The following is a 19,545-nucleotide window of genomic DNA, read 5'->3' as shown; positions in this document are numbered from 1 at the left end:
CACCCTCATGGCCGGGCTTGACCCGGCCACCCAGAGGAATGCCGCAGGGGCAGGCGGCTGGATCCCCGGGTCAAGCCCGGGGATGAGGGAGGGTCAGGGTCGCGTCGCCGCGTTCAGGGCGCGGCGGGGGTGGTGACGTTGAGTTCGTCCACCAGCGACAGCGGGTCCTCGCTGTTCAGCGCCTCGACGATGAGCAGCATGGGCAGCGGCGGGTTGCGCGGGGTGACGCGCAGCGACAGCGTGCCCATCGGCTTCTGCACGAAGCGGATGAAGGCATCCACCGCCGGCCCGAGTTCCGGCCGGTCCGCCACCGCCTGGCCGAGCAGGAGATCGGCGAAGCCGGCGAAGAGCTGGCGGATTTCCTCCGGCTTCAGCCCCTGTTCCTTCGCCGCCTCTTCCAGCTTCTGATCGTACAGGCCGGCATCGGTCAGCGTGAGGTCGAGCGCGTCGAGATTGACCTCGCCCGCCCCCGCCAGCGCCTCGTCCGGCTCGGTGGAGAACACGGAATCGTCGACGCCGCTGAGGCTGAGCCGGAGATTCAGCGAGAAGGCGTCGGAGATTTCGACATAGGCCGGCTCCACCACCACCGTATTGGCGGCCTCGTTCCAGGCGGCGCCGAAATCGACGGCGATGCTCGCCCGGTTCAACTGCCCCGGCACCAGCGCGAAGGCGGACTTGCCGCTGTTGACCAGCGCGGTCGGCCCGCTCATCCGCAGCGTGGCGGAGATGCGGGTCGGCAGCGCATCCGGCTCGGCGGTCCAGGTGAGGGCAAAGCGGTCGATGTCGAGCGGCGAGCCTTGCTCGGTGGGGGCTTCCAGCTTGTCGATGGAAAGGGATTCGAGCGTGTTGAAGAACGGCGCCGGCCAGCGGCCGACCTGCGCCGGATGTTCGGCCGTGTCCGCCAGCAGCGTCATCAGCGTGCCGGCTCGCAGGCCGCCAAGGGCGAAGCGCCCCATCTTGAAGCTCTCGCCCGCCGGCCCGGTGCCGGCGAGCTTGTCCAGCGTCAGGCTGTCGATCCGTCCGCCTTCCACGGCGCCCAGAGTGAACGCCCCGAGGCTGAAGGCGATGCCGCCCGGGGCGGTGGCGTCCAGCGTGTCGAGGGACATGCCGCCAATGCGGATGCCCTCGTCGTAAATGCTGGCGATCAGGCGGAACAGCTCGGCGGCTTCCTCCGGCGGGGCTTCGCGGCCGGCGGCGGCGAGCTTTTCCAGCTGTCCGCGCATGGCGAGGATTTCCTCGACCGGAATGGCGGAGGGACGGATCGCCACCTCCTTCATCGTCATGTTCTTGATACGCTGCGACACGCCGCCATCGAGCGTCAGCTCATAGTCGGCCATGGCGATGGAATCATGGACGGTGATGAACGCATCGCTGGCCTCGCGCAGTTCCGAATCCAAGAGAATCAGAACCGCCGCCACGTCGAACCCCGTGATCTCGACCCGTCCGACCGAGCCCTTGCCGCTGCTGCCGGTGGGGCCGCTGAGGGTGAAGCGCGAGGGCTCGGCGGTCACGCGGGCGAAACGACCCTTGGCGAGCGCATCGAGGCGGATGGCGCCGTTGGTCTCCTCGCTGACGATCCGCGTGTCGCCGGTGCCGCTGCTGCCGGTGTTGGTGGAGACCGGGATATCGACGCGCTCGGCCGTGACCTGGCGCAGAAAGCTGAGCGCGATCTGCGGCGGGGTGCCGTCCACCGGAGCGCGCATCGGGAATTCCAGCCCGGTAATCGCGGCGCGCGGGGCGCGGTATTCCGAGGTGTCGATGCCGCCAAGGCCGAGCGGCGGGCTGAGCGCCACGTCGGTAAGGGCGACATCGCGCGCGAACACCCGCTCATTGCCGCGCCGCTCGACGCCGCTGGCGACCAGCGTGCCGATCTTCAGCGCGCCCTGTCCGGGACCGGCCAGCGAGAGGCCGCGCATCTCGAAGCGGCCGGCGAACAGGTCGTAGCGCACATCCTCGACGCTCGCGGTCGCGCCGCCGGCCCGAAGCGTGCCGAGGGCCGAATCGACCTCGCTGCGCGCCACGTGGTTGACGTAGAGCCCGATGCCGAAATAGCCGCCAATTCCAAGGATGAGGAGGGCGACGAGAGCGATGATAAACGGCTTGCGCATGCGAGGCTGACCTGGGGGCGGAGCGGGGACGGACGGGATTCGCCGCAGCGTGCCGGCGGCGGATTCACCTTAAACCAACCGTCCAAAGTACAGCACCAGAAAATCGGAAAGCCGTTGTGCGGCGGAACAGAATGCCTATGCTCCCCCGCCACGCTCCGGGGAAGGAAAAACGATGGCCTCTTACATCTCCGACGATCTGCGCTCTGGCGCGCTGTTCTATCACCGCAATCCGCGGCCCGGTAAGCTTGAGATCCAGGCCACCAAGCCGCTGGCGAACCAGCGCGACCTCGCTTTGGCCTATACGCCCGGCGTCGCCGCCGTGTGCGAGGCGATCGCCGCTGAAAAGGAGCTGGTGGCGGAGCTGACGGCCCGGCAGAACCTCGTCGCCGTGGTGTCCAACGGTACCGCCGTGCTCGGCCTCGGCAATATCGGCCCGGAAGCCTCCAAGCCGGTCATGGAAGGCAAGGCGGTCCTGTTCAAGAAATTCGCCGGCATCGACGTGTTCGATATCGAGATCAACGCGCTCGAACCCGACCATGTGGTGAGCGTGGTGGCGGCGCTGGAGCCGACCTTCGGCGGCATCAACCTTGAAGACATCAAGGCGCCGGAGTGCTTCGAGATCGAGACGCGCCTGCGCGAGAAGATGGCGATCCCGGTCTTCCATGACGACCAGCACGGCACCGCCATCATCGTGGTGGCGGCCATCGTCAATGCGCTGCACATCGGCGGCAAGAAGCTGGAAGATGTGAAGATCGTCACGTCAGGCGCCGGCGCCGCCGCCATCGCCACGCTGAACCTGCTGCGCTCCATGGGCGCCCGGCGCGAGAACATCTGGGTCACCGACATCGAGGGCGTGGTCTATGAGGGCCGCGAAAAGCTGATGGACCCCTATAAGGGGGTGTTCGCGCAGAAGACCGACAAGCGCACGCTGGCCGAGGTGATCGAGGGTGCCGACATCTTCATCGGCCTCTCCGCCGGCGGCGTGCTCAAGCCGGAAATGCTGAAGACCATGGCCGACCGCCCGCTGATCATGGCGCTGGCCAACCCGACGCCGGAGATCATGCCCGATCTCGCCCGCGACGCGCGCCCCGACGCGATGATCTGCACCGGCCGTTCGGACTTCCCCAACCAGGTCAACAACGTCCTGTGCTTCCCCTTCATCTTCCGCGGCGCGCTCGATGCGGGGGCGACGACGATCAATGAGGAGATGAAGGTGGCGGCGGTCAACGCCATCGCCGAGCTGGCGCGCGAGACGCCCTCCGACGTGGTCGCCCGCGCCTATGGCGGCGAGACCCCGGTGTTCGGTCCGGCCTCGCTCATTCCCTCGCCCTTCGACCCGCGCCTCATCCTGCGCATCGCCCCGGCGGTGGCACGGGCGGCGATGGAGAGCGGCGTCGCCAAGCGGCCGATCGCCGATTTCGACGCCTATCAGGAACAGCTCGACCGCTTTGTGTTCCGCTCCGGCCTGGTGATGAAGCCGATCTTCGCCCTCGCCAAGCAGGCGCCCAAGCGGGTGATCTACGCCGAGGGCGAGGATGAGCGCATCCTGCGCGCGGCGCAGGTGGTGGTGGAGGAGGGCATCGCCCGCCCGATCCTGATCGGCCGTCCCTCTGTCGTGGAAACCCGGCTGCAGCGCTTCGGCCTTTCGATCCGCCCCGGTCGGGAGTTCGACCTCATCAACCCCGAGGACGATCCGCGCTACCGCGACTATGTCACCACCTATGTCGATCTGGCCGGCCGGCGCGGCGTGACACCCGAACTCGCCCGCACGCTGGTGCGCACCACGCCCACCGTGATCGCCGCGCTTGCCGTGGTGCGCGGGGATGCCGACACCATGCTGTGCGGGGTGGAAGGCCGGTTCATCCGCCATCTGCGCCATATCCGCACCATTATCGGCCTGGCGCCGGGGGTGCGCGACGTGGCGGCGCTGTCCATGCTGCTGACGCAGAAGGGTGCGTTCTTCCTGTGCGACACCCAGGTGCAGACCGATCCGACGGCCGAGGACCTCGCAGACATGGCGCAACTCGCCGCCGCGCATGTGCGGCGCTTCGGCATCGAGCCGAAAGTGGCGCTGCTCTCGCATTCCGACTTTGGCAGCCGCGACGATGAGAGCGCGAAGAAGATGCGCCGCACGCTCGACCTCGTGCTGCAGCGCGCGCCGGACCTGATGGTCGATGGCGAGATGGAAGGCGACAGCGCGCTGGTGCCGGAAATGCGCGAGCGCGTGCTGCCGGGCTCGCGGCTGCAGGGCGTGGCCAACATCCTGGTCATGCCCAATCTCGACGCCGCCAATATCGGCTACCAGATGGTGAAGGTGTTCGGCGACGCGCTGCCTGTCGGCCCGATCCTGCTGGGCCCGGCCAAGCCCGCCCACATCCTCACCCCCTCGGTCACCGCGCGCGGCATCGTCAACATGACCGCCATCGCCGTGGTCGAGGCGCAGCACGGCTGAGCCGGCGGGGGACGAATGCGACGGGGCGCGCCGCACGGCGCGCTTCGCTCCGCTGCGGCTTCATGATACCTTACCTTGGGATCGGTCGGGCAGGGCTTTGCCGCGAATCGCCGGTCCCGATCTCAGCGGGCCCGGCAGGCGCGCCCGCGCCAGCGGAGGGTTTCATCATGCGCCTTGGTTATTCATGTGCGGTCGCGGCGCTGGCCGGCGGTCTTCTCGCCGTCGCCCCTGGCATGGCGCGGGCCAATGACACCGCCGCCGGGGCGCTGATCGGCGGCGCGGCCGGCGCCATCATCGGCGGTGCTGCCACCGGCAAGGCCGGCGGCGCGGTCGCCGGCGCGGTGATCGGCGGCGCGACCGGCGCGATCATCGGCAACCAGAGCGACAAGAACAAGAAGAAGTCCTATTACTACTGGTCGAACGGCAAGTGCCTGTACCACTACCCCAATGGGCAGGTGGTGAAGGTCAGCAAGAATTACTGCTACTGAGCGCCCTGCGATCCGGCGAAAGCGCCGGTTCGATAGGAATCGGCGCGCCCTCCAGCGACCGGCGCCGCTTGGTTGCGTGAAGCCGGCCGGCTTTCGCCTGAGGGCAAGGTGGTCCGGCTTCGGGCAGCGGGCGTGGCCGGCGCGCCAACCCTGTGATGCTGATGGCCATGACGACCGCGACGGCGCGGCGGGAGACACTCGTGCGGTTGCGCTTTCACACGGTCGACGTGTTCACCCAGACCCGCTTCGGCGGCAATCCGCTCGCCGTCGTGCTGGATGCGGATGAGCTGACAACCGCGCAGATGCAGGCGATCGCGCGGGAGTTCAATTATTCCGAGAGCAGCTTCGTGCTCCGCCCGTCCGATCCCGCCCATACCGCCCGGGTGCGGATCTTCACCCCGACGGTGGAAGTGCCGTTCGCCGGGCATCCCAATGTGGGCACCGCGTTTGTGCTGGCGAGCGCCGGCGGCGGCGTCCTGGGCGAGACGTTCATCTTCGAGGAAGCGGCCGGTCTGGTGCGGGGGCACATCCGACGCGACGGCGACCGCATCGCGCAGATATGTTTGAGCGCCCCACAGCCGCTCCGCCTCGGCCAGGCCTTGCCGGCGGACGCCATTGCCGACTGCCTGTCGCTGAGCACGGCGGATATAAGCTGCGACCGGCACCCGCCGCGTGTCGCCTCGGTGGGCCTCGCCTTCGTCGTGGTCGAAATCGCCAGCCGCGCCGCCCTGTCGCGCGCCAAGGCGAACCTGCCCGCCTTCGCCGCGCTGCTCCCCTGCGACGGGGCGGATGCGATCTATCTCTATTGCCGGGAACTCGGCGCGGCTGACGGCGCCGTCGACGTCACCGCCCGCATGTTCTCCCCCTTCGACAATCTGCCGGAAGACCCCGCGACCGGCAGCGCGACGGCGGCGGCCTGCGCCTGGTTCGCCGCGCTCGAAGGCGGGGTGCCGCGTCGGTTCGAGGTCGCGCAGGGCGTCGATATGGGCCGCCCGAGCCGGATCGCCATCGAGGTGACGCCGGATGCCGTGGTGATCGGCGGTGCCTGCGTGCCGGTCATGTCCGGCGAAGTCTCCGTCTAACGCGCGCCGTTCTGGCATCGCCGGACGAGCGCCCAGCGGTATGGGGCTGACGTAACGGAATTTTCTCGCCCTCTGGTTGCTTTATGGCTCGAATATGGCGGCTTATGCCGTGGAAATGACATATTTTTGCCCAAGCTACCCCCAGCCCGAATTCGCCGTACGCCGGTTGCCGCAAGGCGCCGCCGGGCGGCGGGGGGGCGGCGCAGTTCGGCGGGTCCGGGTGAGGATTCGCCGGTGTCTCACTGGTCTCGAAGGTTGTGTCTGATGGCGGATACCGGCACGGTTAAGTGGTTCAACGAGCAGAAGGGCTACGGCTTCATCCAGCCCGATAATGGCGGCAAGGACGTGTTCGTCCACATCAGCGCGGTGCAGCGCTCGGGCCTGCAGGGGCTGCGCGACGGGGAGAAGGTGTCTTTCGAGCTGCAGACCGACCAGCGCTCGGGCAAGACCTCGGCGGTCAATCTGCGTCCGGCCTGAGCCGACAGGGCTCTGCATCGGTCGGTCGCGTCCGATGAGAATAAATACAATGTCGTCGCTTTTCGGGGCGGCGACATTTCGCTGCGGAAGTCTTGCTTCTGCCGCGCGCGCCTCTTGCAAACACAGCTATTCGCGCTAGTCTCTCGCGCAGACTTTGGCTGGACTCTGGGCCGTTTCACCTGCGGGTGCACGTTCAGCTTTTCTTCCAAATTCGACCCAGCGGCTTGGCCCCGGCCACGCCGGATGTGCAACCTCGATACGTGAGACTATCCTAATGTCTACCCAGACCGGCACCGTGAAGTGGTTCAACGATCAGAAGGGCTACGGCTTCATTCAGCCCGATGGCGCTGGCAAGGACGTTTTCGTCCACATCAGCGCGGTTCAGCGTTCGGGCCTCCAGGGCCTGCGTGACGGCGAGAAGGTGTCCTTCGAGCTGCAGACCGACCAGCGTTCGGGCAAGACCTCCGCGGTCAACCTGCGCGTCGGCTGAGCCAGCCCTCCGGGGCCGGCGGCTGCCGCCGGCTTCTGCGTAAACAAGGGAGAGCCGTCGGCCCCGCCGGGCCGGCGGCTCTTTCCTTTTGGCCGCCGCCGCCCGGCCGAAAGGTGGCGGCCCCCGGGTCATGAGTGTTGGCGCTTCAGCGCGAACCGAAGCGGCGGGCGTTCGGGTGTCGGCCCGTCACGCCCAACTCCGGCAGCGCGTGGCGCGCGGGCCTGATTCTCACGGCGCGGGGGCGAGCAGGCGGGCGAGCTTGAGCGCGGTCTCCGTGCCGCGGGTGCCGAGATCGGCGACCAGGCTCATATGGTCCGCCCCCGCGACGGTGGTGGCCTCCACATCGACGCCGGCCTGCGTGAGATGCCGGGCGAAGGCGGCGGACTGGGCGCGGAACGGCGCGGTCTCACGCTCCCCCACCAGCAACGACACCCGCCCGCCTGGGCCATAGGCGTGGCGCAGCGGGCTGTAATGCGCGACCTCTTCATCGGTGAGGGCGATCAGCTCCTTGAGAAAGGAGCCTTGCAGCGGCGCGAGATCGTAGAGCCCGCTGAGCAGCAGGGCGCCGTTGATCGCACCCGCGAAGGCAGGATCGGCGAGCATCAGCGCGCCGAGATGGCCCCCCGCCGAATGGCCGGACAGGGTCAGGCGCGCGGGATCGCCGCCAAATTCGCCGATATGGCCGATCACCCAGCCGCAGGCCCGCCGCAGCTGGGCAATGAGGGTCTCCATCCGCACCGCCGGCATCAGCGCATAATCGACGATGACGGCGATCGCCCCCGCCTGCGTGACGGTATCGGCGACGAAGGAGAAATCCTCCTTGGCGAACATCCGCCAATAGCCGCCATGGATGAAGATGTGCACCGCGCCCGTCGCGGCGCCGGGTGGCGGGAAGAACAGGTCGAGCCGTTCCGCTGGCGTCGGCCCATAGGCGATGCCGGCGCGCATCGGCAGGCGGGCGCGGGTGGCGGCGCTGCGGGCGGCGTAATCCGCCACGTGCCGGTCGAAATCCGGCACATGGTCGCGGGTGCGGAACGGATCGGGCGTGTCGACCATCAGCGCGGCCGGGCTCACAGCCCGGTGGCGATGTATTTCGCCTCCAGAAACTCCATCACGCCGTGATGCCCGCCCTCGCGGCCGAGGCCGGACTGCTTGGTGCCGCCGAAGGGCGCGGCGGGATCGGAGACGAGGCCGCGATTGAGCCCGACCATGCCGGTCTCGATCCGCCGCGACACGCGCAGGCCGCGCGCGAGATCGCGGGTGAAGACATAGGCGGCGAGGCCGTATTCCGTGGCATTGGCCAGCGCCACCGCCTCGTCCTCGGTCTCGAAGCGGCTCAGCGCGGCGACGGGGCCGAAAATCTCCTCGCAGCCCATGGCCGCGTCGGCGGGCACATCGACGAGAACGGTCGGCGGGTAGAAATGCCCCGGCCCCTGCGGGCGCGCGCCGCCGCACAGAAGCCGCGCCCCACGGGCGAGCGCGTCTTCCACCAGCCGCTCGATCTTGTCCACCGCCTTGCCGGTGATCATCGGCCCGCATTCGGTGGCGGTATCCACGCCGGGGCCGACCTTGAGCGCGGCCATGCGGCGGGTGAGTTCTTCGGCGAAGCGGTCATAAAGCCCGGCCTGCACATAGATGCGATTGGCGGCGGTGCAGGCTTCGCCCGCATTGCGCATCTTGGCGAGCATCGCGCCTTCCAGAGCCACATCGAGATCGGCATCGTCGAACACCAGCAGCGGGGCATTGCCGCCCAGCTCCATCGAGCAGCTGATGACGTTATTCGCCGCCTCGGCCAGCAGCGCGCGGCCCACCGGGGTGGAGCCGGTGAAGGAGAGCTTGCGCACACGCGGGTCGCCGAGCATCGCGGCGGTGACCGGGCCGGGCGTGGAGGTGGTGAGCACATTGACCACGCCGGTCGGCACGCCGGCTTCCTCATAGAGCGCGGCGAGGGCGTAGGCGGTGAGCGGGGTCTCGCTCGCCGGCTTCAGCACCACCGTGCAGCCCGCCGCCAGCGCCGGGGCGATCTTGCGTGTCGCCATGGCGGCGGGGAAGTTCCACGGGGTGATGAGCACGCAGATGCCGATCGGCTCATATTCGACGATGATGTGGTTGCCGCCGGCGGGGGAGAGCGCGAAATCGCCGCTGATGCGCACGGCCTCCTCGGCGTTCCAGCGGAAGAATTCGGCGGCATAGGCGAGCTCGCCGCGCGCATCGCGCAGCGCCTTGCCGTTTTCCAGCGAAATCAGCCGGGCGAGATCCTCGGCCCGGGCGGTCATCAGCTCGAAGCAGCGGCGCAGGATTTCCGAGCGGCGGCGCGGCGGGGTCGCGCGCCAGGCGGGGGCGGCGGCCGCGGCGGCGTCGACCGCCGCCATCGCCTCGGGGACGCCGGCATCCGGCACCTCGGCGAGCACCCCACCGTTCGAGGGATCGATGACAGGGATGCGCGCGCAAGCCTCCGGCCACGACCAGTGCCCGCCAATATAGAGCCCGCGCGCGCCATCGGCCGGCGCGATATGAGGGGCAGCGCCGGCGGCGAGCGGGGCGGTGGCGATGTTCATGGCAGGACTTCCTGTTCGAGGGCGACGGCCGCGGCCGCGAGGTCGCCGGCATAGGCGGCGTCCAGCAGGCGGGCCATCTCCGGGGCGGCGATGGTGCGGGGATTGTTGCGGATCAGCCGCTCGATGGCGAGCGCCTGCTCGCCGGTCCAGGCGAGCTGGTCGCGGGTGAGGCCGAGACCGGCGAGATCAGGGCAGATGCCGATGGCGGCGAGGAGGCGCGCCACCTCGTCGATGGCCGCCTGCGCCAGCGCGGCACGGGAGCGCCCCTCGGCGGAGAGGCCCAGCGCGAGGGCGATGTCCGCCAGCTCGCCCTCGGCAGCGTCGCGGTTGAAGCGCATCACATAGGGCAGCAGCGTGGCGACGCCGAGCCCGTGCGCGGTGTGGGTGAGGGCGCCGACCGGGTACTGGATGGCGTGGGCGGCGGCGGTGCCGGCGGTGCCGAAAGCGCAACCGGCGGCGAGCGCGGCCAGCATCACATCGGCCCGTGCCTCCTCATCCGCGCCGTCGCGGCACGCGCGTTCCAGGCTGCGGCCGAGCAGGCTTATGGCGAAGAGGGCGAAGTGATCGGTGAGCGCGCTCTTGCCGATGAACACATGGCGCTGCGCGAGTTCCGGCGATGGTGTCCGGCGCCCGGCGGTGAACGCCTCGATGGCGTGGGTGAGCGCATCCGCCCCGGCAATGGCGGTGAGGGCGGGCGGGCAGGTGAGGGTGAGGTCGGGATCGCAGATCGCCACGCGCGGCAGGAGGTGCGGGCTGGAAATGCCGACCTTCAGCGTGCGGTCGGGATCGGAGATCACCGCCACCGGCGTCGCCTCCGAGCCGGTGCCGGCGGTGGTCGGCACCGCGATGATCGGCAGCACCGGGCCGGGAACCTTGAACTCCCCGTAATAGTCCGGCAGCCGCCCGCCATGACTGAGGAGCAGCGCGGCGCATTTGGCCATGTCGAGGCAACTCCCGCCGCCAATGCCGATCACCAGATCGGGCGCGAAGGCCCGCGCGGCCTCGGCGCATTCCGCCGCGCTGTCGCGCGGCACGTCCGGCAGCACGCGGTCATCGACCCGCACCGTCAGCCCGGCCTGTTCCAGCCCGGCGATCATCTGCGCGAGTTCGGGGGAGGCGGACAGGCGCTCATCGGTGCAGATCAGCGCCCGGGTGCCGAGGCGGCGGGCGACGGCGGGCAAAGCGTGGCGCTGGCCCTTGCCGAACAGGATTTCGCTTGGGAGCCGAAGGGCGGCGAAGGAGGTCACGGCTTTATCCATCTGAAAAGGCTCGGCATTTCAGCCTGCCGGTGCGCACTACACGAAATCGTATAGGATATCGTATTGAATGCGGCAGAGGATCATGCTAGCTCTGGATCATTGTCAAGGGGCAAAACCGTGCGCAGTCCGAAAGCTCTCGCCACTTCCGCTCTCTCCGCCGCGCCGCGTGACGGTTCGCAGGCCATCCAGCGCAATGCCGGTCTTGCCGAGGAGGTCTATGAGGCCATTCTCGCCCGGCTGATGGCGTTGAAGATCCCGCCGGGCTCGCGCATCACGGTCGATAATCTGGTGCGCGAGCTCGCCGTGTCGCAGACGCCGATCCGCGAGGCGCTCGGCCGGCTGGAAGGCGAGGGGCTGGTGGTGAAAACCCACCTCGTCGGCTACAGCGCCGCGCCGCAGATCACCCGCACCCGCTTCAACGAGCTGTACGAACTGCGTCTGCTGCTGGAGCCGGACGCCGCCAGCCGCGCGGCGGCGGTCATGACCGAGGAGGCGCTGGCGGAACTGACGGAGGCCGCCGGGGTGATGTCGCGCGAGGGCGGCGCCGACGATCGGGCGCGCTATTCGCAATTCGCCCGGCAGGACGCGCTGTTCCATGACCGCATTCTGGAGGTCGCCGGCAACGCGCTGATCCGCGAGACGCTGGCCCACCAGCACACCCACTTCCACATCTTCCGCCTGATGTTCCACGCCCGCGTCACCGAGGAGGCGCTGGATGAGCACGCGGCGATCCTCGCGGCCTTCGCGGCGCGCGATCCCGAGGCTGCCCGGCAGGCGATGCGCCTGCATATCGAGCGCTCGCGCGACCGGCTGCTGCCGGCGTTCGACCTATGACCGCCGCGCCGCTCACCCTCGCGCCGGCCGAGACGGCGGCGGCGCCGGTGCTGCGCGCCGAACACCTCGCCAAGGAATTCAGCGGGGTGCGGGTGCTCTCCGATGTCTCGCTCGACCTGCGCGCCGGCGAGATTCACGCCGTCATCGGCGAGAACGGCGCCGGCAAGTCGACGCTGATGCGGCTGCTCTCCGGCTATCTGAAGCCCAGCGAGGGGACGCTGTTCCTCGACGGCGCGCCGGTCGCCTTCCACGCGCCGAAGGAAGCGCAGGCCGCCGGCATCGCGCTGGTGCATCAGGAAATTCTGCTCGCCGACGCGCTCACCGTCACCGAGAACATCTTCATCGGCCGCGAGATCGCCCGTTTCGGCCGGCTGGACGAGCGCGCCATGCGTGCGACGGCGGCGGCGCAGCTGGCGGAGATCGGCTGCAAGGTGTCGCCGACCGCTCTGGTGCGCGACATCTCGCTCGCCAACCGGCAATTGGTGCAGATCGCCAAGGCTCTGCTCGGCACCCAGCGCGTCGTCATCTTCGACGAGCCGACCGCCGTGCTGACCCATGACGAGGTCGATCCGCTGCTCGACATCATTGCCGAGCTGCGGGCGCGCGGCGTCGCCATTCTCTATATCAGCCACCGGCTGGACGAGGTGGAGCGGCTCGCCGACCGGGTGACGGTGCTGCGCGACGGCCGCATGGTCGGCACCTATGACGCGCAGGGCCTGACGCCGCAGCGCATGGCGAGCCTGATGGTCGGGCGCGAGTTTTCCAGCCTCTATCCCGCGCGGCAGGACCCGGCACGGCTCGCCGCTGCGGACGCCGCGCCCGCGCTGGAGATCGAGAACGCCCATGTCCCCGGCTTCGTGGCGGATGTGTCGCTGAGCCTGCGCGAGGGGGAAATCCTCGGCCTTGCCGGCATGATCGGCGCTGGCCGTACCGAATTGTTCGAGGGCCTGCTCGGCCTGCGGCCCGCGACCTTCAGCGCCGTGCGGCTGCATGGCGAGCCGGTGCACTTCCATTCACCGGCCCAGGCGGCGGCGCGGGGCGTCGGCTATCTCACCGAGGATCGCAAGGGCAAGGGCCTGCTGCTGGACGAGAAGCTGGCGCCGAACCTCACCCTCGCCGCGCTCGACCGGGTGCACCCGGCCGCCGGGCTCGACCTTGCCGGCGAAGCCCGGCTGCTCGACCGCGCGGTGACGGGTTACGACATCCGCCTGCGCAGCCGCGAGGCGAAGGCCGGCCAGCTCTCCGGCGGCAACCAGCAGAAGCTCTTGCTCGCCAAGGTGATGCTCAACGAGCCGACGGTGCTGATCATCGACGAGCCGACGCGCGGCATCGACATCGCCAATAAGAGCCAGATCTACGCCTTCATCCAGTCGCTGGTGCGCGAGGGGCGCTCCTGCATCGTCATCTCCTCGGAAATGCAGGAGCTGATCGGGCTGTGCGACCGCATCCTCGTGATGCGCGCCGGCCGGATCAATGGCGAACTCGCCGGCGAGGCCATGACCGAAAGCAATGTCGCGCTCTGCGCCACCAGCAGCGCGGCCAATGAACAATATCTGGGAGGAACATAGATGGCTGACCTGGCCGCCGCGCCCCCGCGCGCCTCGCATGGCTGGTCGATCGGCTGGGGCGATGCGGGCCCCTTCCTGGCGCTGGCCGCGCTGGTGCTGATCGGATTCCTCATCAATCCCGACTTCCTGTCGGCCAACAACATTGCCAATGTCGTCACCCGCAGCGCCTTCATCGCCATCATCGCCATCGGCGCCACCTTCGTCATCGCCTCGGGCGGGCTCGACCTTTCCGTCGGCTCGATGGCGGCCTTCATCACCGGGGTGATGATCCTGTTCATGAACTGGGCGGCACCGAGCGTCGGCACGGCGGCGATCCCGCTCGGCATGGCGGTGGCGCTGGTGACGGGGCTGGCCTGCGGCCTGCTCAACGGCACCATCGTCACGCTTGGCCGCATCGAGCCCTTCATCGCCACGCTCGGCACGATGGGCATTTTCCGCGCGCTCATCACCTATATGACCGATGGCGGCACGGTGGCGATCGACCGCAGCCTGCGCGAGGCCTATCGGCCGGTCTATTTCGGCGATGTGCTCGGCGTGCCGATCCCGATCCTGGTCTCGCTCGCCGTGGCGCTCATCGCCGCCTATGTGCTCTACCGCACCCGCTACGGCCGGCGCTGCGTCGCCGTCGGGGCGAATGAGGACGTGGCGCGCTATTCCGGTATCTCGGTGGCGCGGGTGCGCACGATGGCCTTCGTCATTCAGGGCGCCTGCGTCGCCATCGCCGCCATCTGCTACGTGCCGCGCCTCGGGGCGGCGACGCCGACCACCGGCGTGCTGTGGGAATTGCAGGTCATCACCGCCGTCGTCATTGGCGGCACCGCGCTGCGCGGCGGGCGCGGGCGGGTGTGGGGCACGGTCGCCGGTGCGGTGATCCTCGAATTCATCGCCAATCTGATGGTCCTGTCCGACTTCGTCTCCGAGTACCTCGTCGCCGCCGTGCAGGGGGTGATCATCATCATCGCCATGCTGATCCAGCGCATGTCGAAGAGGTAGCGGACCCGAAAAACCGCCCCGCGCGAGGCAGCCGCGACGGGCCGCGATCAATCAAGACTGCCGCACCATGGAGGAAACAATGCTGAAAAATGCCCTGATCGCCGCCGGCGTGACGACGGCGCTGCTGGCCGCCGGCCCCGCCCTCGCCGCCGAGAAGAAGACCATCGCCGTCTCCATTCCCGCCGCCGACCATGGCTGGACCGCCGGCGTCGTCTACCACGCGAATGCCGCCGCCAAGGAAATCAACAAGGCCTTCCCGGGCATCGAGGTGATCGTGAAGACCTCGCCCTCGGCCAGCGCGCAGGTGAGCGCCATCGAGGACCTGTCGGCGACGCGCAAGCTCGACGCGCTGGTCATCCTGCCGCACACGTCGGAGGAACTGACCACGCCGGTGAAGGCGATCAAGGACAAGGGCAGCTTCATCACCGTGGTCGATCGCGGGCTGAACGATCCGAAGATCCAGGATCTCTATGTCGCCGGCGACAACATCGCGGTCGGCTACAACACCGCGAAGTTCCTGGTGGAGAAGATGGGCGGCAAGGGCAACCTCGTCGTGCTGCGCGGCATCCCGACCGTGATCGACGACGAGCGCATCAAGGGCTTCCAGGACGGCATCGCCGGCACGCAGATGAAGATCCTCGACATCCAATACGCCAACTGGAACAGCGACGAGGCGTTCAAGCTGATGCAGGACTACCTCGCCAAATACCCGCAGATCGACGCGGTGTGGGCCAATGACGACGACATGCTGCTCGGCGTGCTGGAGGCGATCAAGCAGTCCGGCCGCAAGGAGATCAAATTCGCGCTCGGCGGCAACGGCATGAAGGAGATCATCGAGAAGGTGAAGGCGGGCGATGCGGTGACGCCGGTGGAGACGCCCTATCCGCCGTCCATGATCAAGACCGCGATCTACCTGACCGCCGCGCATTTCGCCGGCCACGCCCCGGTGCGCGGATCGCTGAAGCTCGATGCGCCGCTGATCACCAAGGAGAACGCGGACGAGTATTATTTCCCGGACTCGCCTTTCTGAGGCGCAGGGCTACGTCAGATTCATAAAACCACAACAACAGCTGAGGAAACGACCATGGCGGGTAAGAAAATCCTGATGCTCACCGGCGAGTTCACCGAGGAATACGAGATTTTCGTGTTCCAGCAGGGAATGGAAGCCGTCGGCCACACCGTTCACGTCGTCTGCCCGGACAAGAAGGCCGGCGACAAGATCCAGACTTCGCTGCACGATTTCGAGGGCCACCAGACCTATATCGAGCGCTACGGCCACCTCGCCGACATCAACAAGACCTTCTCCGAGGTGAAGCTGGAGGAGTATGACGCCGTCTACTGCGCCGGCGGGCGCGGGCCGGAATATATCCGCACCGACAAGCGCATCCAGGCCATGGTCCGCCACTTCCACGAGACCGGAAAGCCGATCTTCACCATCTGCCACGGCGTGCAGATCCTCATCGCCGTGGACGGGGTGGTGACGGGCAAGCGGGTCGGCGCGCTCGGCGCCTGCGAGCCGGAAGTGCGCCTAGCCGGCGGCACCTATGTCGATCTCTCCCCGACCGAGGCGCTGGTCGATGGCAATATGGTTTCGGCCAAGGGGTGGACGGCGCTCGCTGCCTTCATGCGCGAATGCCTGAAGGTGCTGGGCACCGAAATCCGCCACGCCGACACCGTGCCCGCCGCCAGCCGCGCGGCCTGACGCGCCCTGTCGCGTGAAGCTCTCCCGGCCTGTCCGGCCGGGAGACGGCGCGCCGGGCCGCCTTGGGGGCGGGTGAGGGCGGACCGGCGCGTCTGCTTAGCTGAGGTCGCCGCCGAGCACATCCGCCAGCGTCCGCGCGACGACCTTGGTGGCGCGCGTCAGATCGGCCAGCGGCAGGCGCTCATCGGCGCGGTGGGCGTTGGCCTCCTCGATGGAGCGCGGGCCGGCGCCATAGAGCACGGTCGGCACGCCGGCCGCCGCATAGAGCCGGGCGTCGGTGTAGAGCGGTACGCCGACGGCCTTGATCGTCTCCCCCATCACCACGCTGGCATGGCGGCACAGCATCTCGCTCAGCCGCTCGGACGCCGGGGTGGGGGTGAGCGGGGTGGCGAGCAGGATGCGGCGCACCTCGACGCGCGCCTCGGGAAAGTCCTGCGCCGCCGCCGCGATCACCGCGCGCAGTTCCGCCTCCACTTCCACCGGGTTCTCTTCCGGGATCATCCGCCGGTCGAGGCGGAAGGTGATGCGGTCGGGCACGACATTGGTGTTGATGCCGCCACGGATCAGCCCCACCGTCATTTGCGGGCTGCCAATGCCGGTAATGGCCGAGACGCGCGCGGCCAGCCCCTTGCGCCAGGCATACAGCGCGCTCAGCACATGATTGGCCGCTTCCAGCGCGTCGATGCCGGTGAAGGGCTTGGCGGCATGGGCCGAGCGGCCATTCACTTCGACTTCCAGATGCAGGCAGCCATTATGGGCGTTGACCACGCCATAGGAGAAGCCGGCGGAAAGGGCGTAGTCCGGCCGGCTCAGCCCCTCGCGCAGCAGCCAGCCCGGCCCGATCTCGCCGCCGGCTTCCTCGTCATAGGTGAAGTGCAGTTCCACCGTGCCGCCCAGCGCCGCGCCGCTCTGTTTCAGCGCGATCAGCGCCCAGAGATAGGTGGCGAAGTCGGATTTCGAGACGGCGACGCCGCGCCCATACATCCAGCCATCGACGATCTCGGCGCCATAGGGGTCATGGGTCCAGCCCTCGCCGGGCGGCACCACATCGCCATGGGCGTTCAGCGCCACCACCGGGCCATCGCCGAAGCGGTGCCGCACGATCAGATTGGTCGCCGACACCATGCCATTGGCGCGCACGAGCTCCTCCGGCACCGCGTGGCGCTCGACGGTGAAGCCAAGCGCCTCGATCAGCCGGGCGGTGGCCTCGGCATGCGGCGCGCAGTCGCCGGCCGGATTGTCCGAGGGCATGCGGACGATCGCGGCGAGAAAGTCGATCTGGCGGTCGCGTTCCTGGTCGATGATGTCGGTGAGGCGTTCGGCAAGCGTGGACATGGGGTACCCGTCAGGAGGCTGTGCGCCGGGGCGGCGCGTAATCGCGGAGAAAATCGAGAAGCACGGCGACCGCCGTCCCGGCATCCTCGACGGTTATCGATTCAGCGGGGCTGTGGCTCACGCCGCCGGCGCAGCGCACGAACAGCATGCCCACGGGGCAGAGCGCGGCCATGGCGAGCCCGTCATGGCCGGCGCCGCTCGGCAGGTGACGAGGCGGGATGTTCTGCCGCTCCACCGCTCGCTGCAGCTGGGCCTGCAGCCCGTCGTCGCAGGCCACCGCCGGCGCCTCATAAAAGCAGGCCATTTTGAGCGCGACGCCGCGCCGGGCGGCAATCGCGTCGAAGCGGCGGGACAGTTGCTCGATGGCGGCGCGGCACACCGCATCCAGCGGGCTGCGAATGTCGAGGGTGAGGCGCGCGCCGGCGGCGATCACATTCACCGCGCCGGGCAGGGCGGTGAAGCACCCGACCGTGGCGACGAGATCGGGCGTGCGCAGCGCCAGTTCCTCCACCGCGAGCACGATTTCCGCCGCCGCCGCCACCGCATCATGGCGCAGGTTCATCGGCACAGTGCCGGCATGACCGGCCTCGCCGTCAATGTCGATGGTGAAGCGGCTGGCGCCGCTGATGGCGGTGACGACGCCGACGGCGAGGTCCTCGCTCTCCAGCACCGGGCCCTGCTCGATATGGATTTCGACATAACCCGCGACAGTGCTGGGGTCATGTCGGGCACTGGCGAGGGCGTCGGGGCGGCCACCGAAGGCGAGCAGCGCGTCGCCGAGCCGGACTCCGTCGGCGTCGACGGCGTCCAGCACCGAGGGATCGAGCGTGCCGGCGACGGCGCGGGAGCCGGAGAGGGTGACGGGAAAGCGCACGCCTTCCTCATCGCCGAAGGCGAGGACCTCAAGGGCGACGGGCAGGCGTTCGCCGCGCGCGTTGAGTTCGCCGACCGCCTGGATGGCGGCGAGCACGCCGAGATTGCCGTCATATTTGCCGGCGTCGCGCACCGTGTCGATATGCGAGCCCAGCAGCAGCGTCGGCGCGTCCGCGCTCTGGCCGGCATAGCGGCCGACGACATTGCCGACGGCGTCCATATGCACGCTCATCCCGGCCTCTTGCATCCAGCCGGCAACGAGCCGCGCCGCGCTGTGATGGGCGGGCGAGAGATAGAGCCGGGTCAGGCGGCCCGGCTCGTCGGAATGGCGGGCGAGCGCGTCGAGGCGCGCCATCAGCGCGGCGCCGCGCGGCAGGGTGGAGGGGGCGTCGTTCATGCCGCCACCGGCGCGTGCTCGCGGTGCCAGTGCTCGGCGATGTCGATGCGGCGGGGCACCCACACCCGGTCATGGCGCGCGAGATGGTCGAGGAACCGCACCAGCCCGCGGGCGCGGCCGGGGCGGCCGGCGAGGCGGCAATGCAGGCCGACCGTCATCATGCGCGGGGCGTCGGCGCCCTCCTCATAGAGCTGGTCGAAGCTGTCACGCAGATAGACGAAGAAGTCCTCGCCATGGGCGAAGCCCTGCGCATTGGTGAAACGCATGTCGTTGGCGTCGAGCGTGTAGGGAATGACGAGATGCGGCCCGCCGCGCCCGGTCAGCCAATAGGGCAGGTCGTCGGCGTAGGAATCGGAGGAATAGCGGAAGCCGCCTTCCTCCATCACCAGACGCTGCGTGTTTTCCGAGGTGCGGCCGAGATACATGCCGAGCGGGCGCTCGCCCGTCACCTCGCGGTGAAGGCGGATGGCCTCGCGCAGATGCGCGCGCTCTTCCGTCTCGGGAATGTTGCGGTAGTCGATCCATTTGAGGCCGTGGCTGGCGATTTCCCAGCCATCTTCCTTCATCGCCGCCACCTGCTCCGGCGAGCGCATCAGCGCGGTGGCGACGCCATAGACCGTCACCGGCAGGTCGCGTTCGCGGAAAATCCGCCGCAGCCGCCAAAAGCCGGCGCGCGCGCCATATTCATACATGCTCTCCACATTCATGTGCCGCTGGCCCGGCCAGGGCTGGGCGCCCAGCACGTCGGAGAGAAAGGCCTCGGAGGCGGCGTCGCCGTGCAGGAGGCAGTTCTCGCCACCTTCCTCGTAATTGACAACGAACTGCACCGCGACCCGGGCCCCGCCCGGCCAGCGCGGATCGGGCGCCGCGCGGCCATAGCCGAGAAGATCGCGAGGGTAGGGCGGGGGGTGGGCCATGCTCTGTCACCG

The 19,545-nt window shown here is 68.9% G+C and carries 17 protein-coding genes; 10 read left to right on the top strand and 7 right to left on the bottom strand.

The genetic code is table 11. From position 1 onward, the window contains the following. Positions 1-113 precede the first annotated feature (113 nt). Entirely contained in the window at positions 114-2,108 is a 1,995-nt protein-coding gene (locus K9D25_RS18570) for a hypothetical protein (RefSeq protein ID WP_244377201.1), read from the bottom strand. A gap of 172 nt (positions 2,109-2,280) precedes the next feature. Here K9D25_RS18570 and K9D25_RS18565 point away from each other — a divergent pair, with 172 nt between their 5' ends. The 5 genes from K9D25_RS18565 to K9D25_RS18545 all read left to right on the top strand — a co-directional run bounded on the left by K9D25_RS18565 (position 2,281) and on the right by K9D25_RS18545 (position 7,097). Then, positions 2,281-4,560, top strand: a complete 2,280-nt coding sequence (locus K9D25_RS18565; protein WP_244377199.1) for an NADP-dependent malic enzyme — start codon at positions 2,281-2,283, stop codon at positions 4,558-4,560. A gap of 167 nt (positions 4,561-4,727) precedes the next feature. Then, positions 4,728-5,048: a glycine zipper domain-containing protein gene (locus K9D25_RS18560; RefSeq protein WP_244377197.1), complete on the top strand. Its 321-nt coding sequence runs from the start codon at positions 4,728-4,730 to the stop codon at positions 5,046-5,048. A 161-nt stretch (positions 5,049-5,209) separates the two neighbouring features. Then, on the top strand, positions 5,210-6,130 hold the full coding sequence (locus K9D25_RS18555; RefSeq protein WP_244377195.1) for a PhzF family phenazine biosynthesis protein: 921 nt from the start codon (positions 5,210-5,212) through the stop codon (positions 6,128-6,130). Between the two features lie 264 nt (positions 6,131-6,394). Continuing rightward, positions 6,395-6,607 (top strand): cold-shock protein, encoded by a 213-nt coding sequence (locus K9D25_RS18550; protein WP_244377193.1) that lies wholly within the window; start codon positions 6,395-6,397, stop codon positions 6,605-6,607. A 274-nt stretch (positions 6,608-6,881) separates the two neighbouring features. Then, entirely contained in the window at positions 6,882-7,097 is a 216-nt protein-coding gene (locus K9D25_RS18545) for a cold-shock protein (protein WP_013165949.1), read from the top strand. A gap of 228 nt (positions 7,098-7,325) precedes the next feature. Here K9D25_RS18545 and K9D25_RS18540 read toward each other — a convergent pair whose 3' ends face one another. Genes K9D25_RS18540 through K9D25_RS18530 form a run of 3 tightly spaced genes read right to left on the bottom strand, consistent with a single transcriptional unit; the run spans position 7,326 to position 10,902 of the window. Beyond that, the gene (locus tag K9D25_RS18540; RefSeq protein ID WP_244377191.1) at positions 7,326-8,153 is read right to left on the bottom strand and encodes an alpha/beta hydrolase; all 828 of its coding nucleotides are present in this window, start codon (positions 8,151-8,153) and stop codon (positions 7,326-7,328) included. A 14-nt stretch (positions 8,154-8,167) separates the two neighbouring features. After that, complete coding sequence (locus K9D25_RS18535; RefSeq protein ID WP_244377189.1) at positions 8,168-9,655, bottom strand: NAD-dependent succinate-semialdehyde dehydrogenase; 1,488 nt, start codon at positions 9,653-9,655, stop codon at positions 8,168-8,170. Next, entirely contained in the window at positions 9,652-10,902 is a 1,251-nt protein-coding gene (locus tag K9D25_RS18530) for an iron-containing alcohol dehydrogenase (protein WP_244450914.1), read from the bottom strand. Before K9D25_RS18530 ends, K9D25_RS18535 begins: the two co-directional genes overlap by 4 nt. Before the next feature lie 195 nt (positions 10,903-11,097). Here K9D25_RS18530 and K9D25_RS18525 point away from each other — a divergent pair, with 195 nt between their 5' ends. The 5 genes from K9D25_RS18525 to K9D25_RS18505 all read left to right on the top strand — a co-directional run bounded on the left by K9D25_RS18525 (position 11,098) and on the right by K9D25_RS18505 (position 16,011). Continuing rightward, the gene (locus K9D25_RS18525) at positions 11,098-11,748 is read left to right on the top strand and encodes a GntR family transcriptional regulator (protein ID WP_279613819.1); all 651 of its coding nucleotides are present in this window, start codon (positions 11,098-11,100) and stop codon (positions 11,746-11,748) included. Further along, complete coding sequence (locus K9D25_RS18520; RefSeq protein ID WP_244377187.1) at positions 11,745-13,316, top strand: sugar ABC transporter ATP-binding protein; 1,572 nt, start codon at positions 11,745-11,747, stop codon at positions 13,314-13,316. The genes K9D25_RS18525 and K9D25_RS18520 overlap by 4 nt, the downstream gene beginning before the upstream one ends. Continuing rightward, entirely contained in the window at positions 13,317-14,309 is a 993-nt protein-coding gene (locus tag K9D25_RS18515; RefSeq protein WP_244377185.1) for an ABC transporter permease, read from the top strand. A 79-nt stretch (positions 14,310-14,388) separates the two neighbouring features. Then, positions 14,389-15,339: a substrate-binding domain-containing protein gene (locus tag K9D25_RS18510; RefSeq protein WP_244377183.1), complete on the top strand. Its 951-nt coding sequence runs from the start codon at positions 14,389-14,391 to the stop codon at positions 15,337-15,339. A gap of 54 nt (positions 15,340-15,393) precedes the next feature. Continuing rightward, entirely contained in the window at positions 15,394-16,011 is a 618-nt protein-coding gene (locus K9D25_RS18505) for a DJ-1/PfpI family protein (RefSeq protein WP_244377181.1), read from the top strand. 96 nt (positions 16,012-16,107) lie between these two features. Here K9D25_RS18505 and K9D25_RS18500 read toward each other — a convergent pair whose 3' ends face one another. The 3 genes from K9D25_RS18500 to puuE are packed head-to-tail and all read right to left on the bottom strand — an operon-like array spanning position 16,108 to position 19,533. Then, positions 16,108-17,346 carry a M20/M25/M40 family metallo-hydrolase gene (locus K9D25_RS18500; RefSeq protein ID WP_244377179.1) on the bottom strand — a complete coding sequence of 413 codons (1,239 nt, stop codon included), beginning with the start codon at positions 17,344-17,346 and terminating at the stop codon, positions 16,108-16,110. Positions 17,347-17,356: 10 nt separating this feature from the next. After that, positions 17,357-18,616: an allantoate amidohydrolase gene (locus tag K9D25_RS18495; RefSeq protein WP_244377177.1), complete on the bottom strand. Its 1,260-nt coding sequence runs from the start codon at positions 18,614-18,616 to the stop codon at positions 17,357-17,359. Next, positions 18,613-19,533, bottom strand: a complete 921-nt coding sequence (gene puuE, locus K9D25_RS18490; RefSeq protein WP_244377175.1) for an allantoinase PuuE — start codon at positions 19,531-19,533, stop codon at positions 18,613-18,615. Before puuE ends, K9D25_RS18495 begins: the two co-directional genes overlap by 4 nt. Between the last annotated feature and the right edge of the window lie 12 nt (positions 19,534-19,545).

Source organism: Ancylobacter polymorphus (genome assembly GCF_022836935.1).
GTDB lineage: Bacteria > Pseudomonadota > Alphaproteobacteria > Rhizobiales > Xanthobacteraceae > Ancylobacter > Ancylobacter polymorphus_A.
Note: the sequence above shows the minus strand (reverse complement) of the source record. Positions and strands in the feature narration are given on the sequence as shown.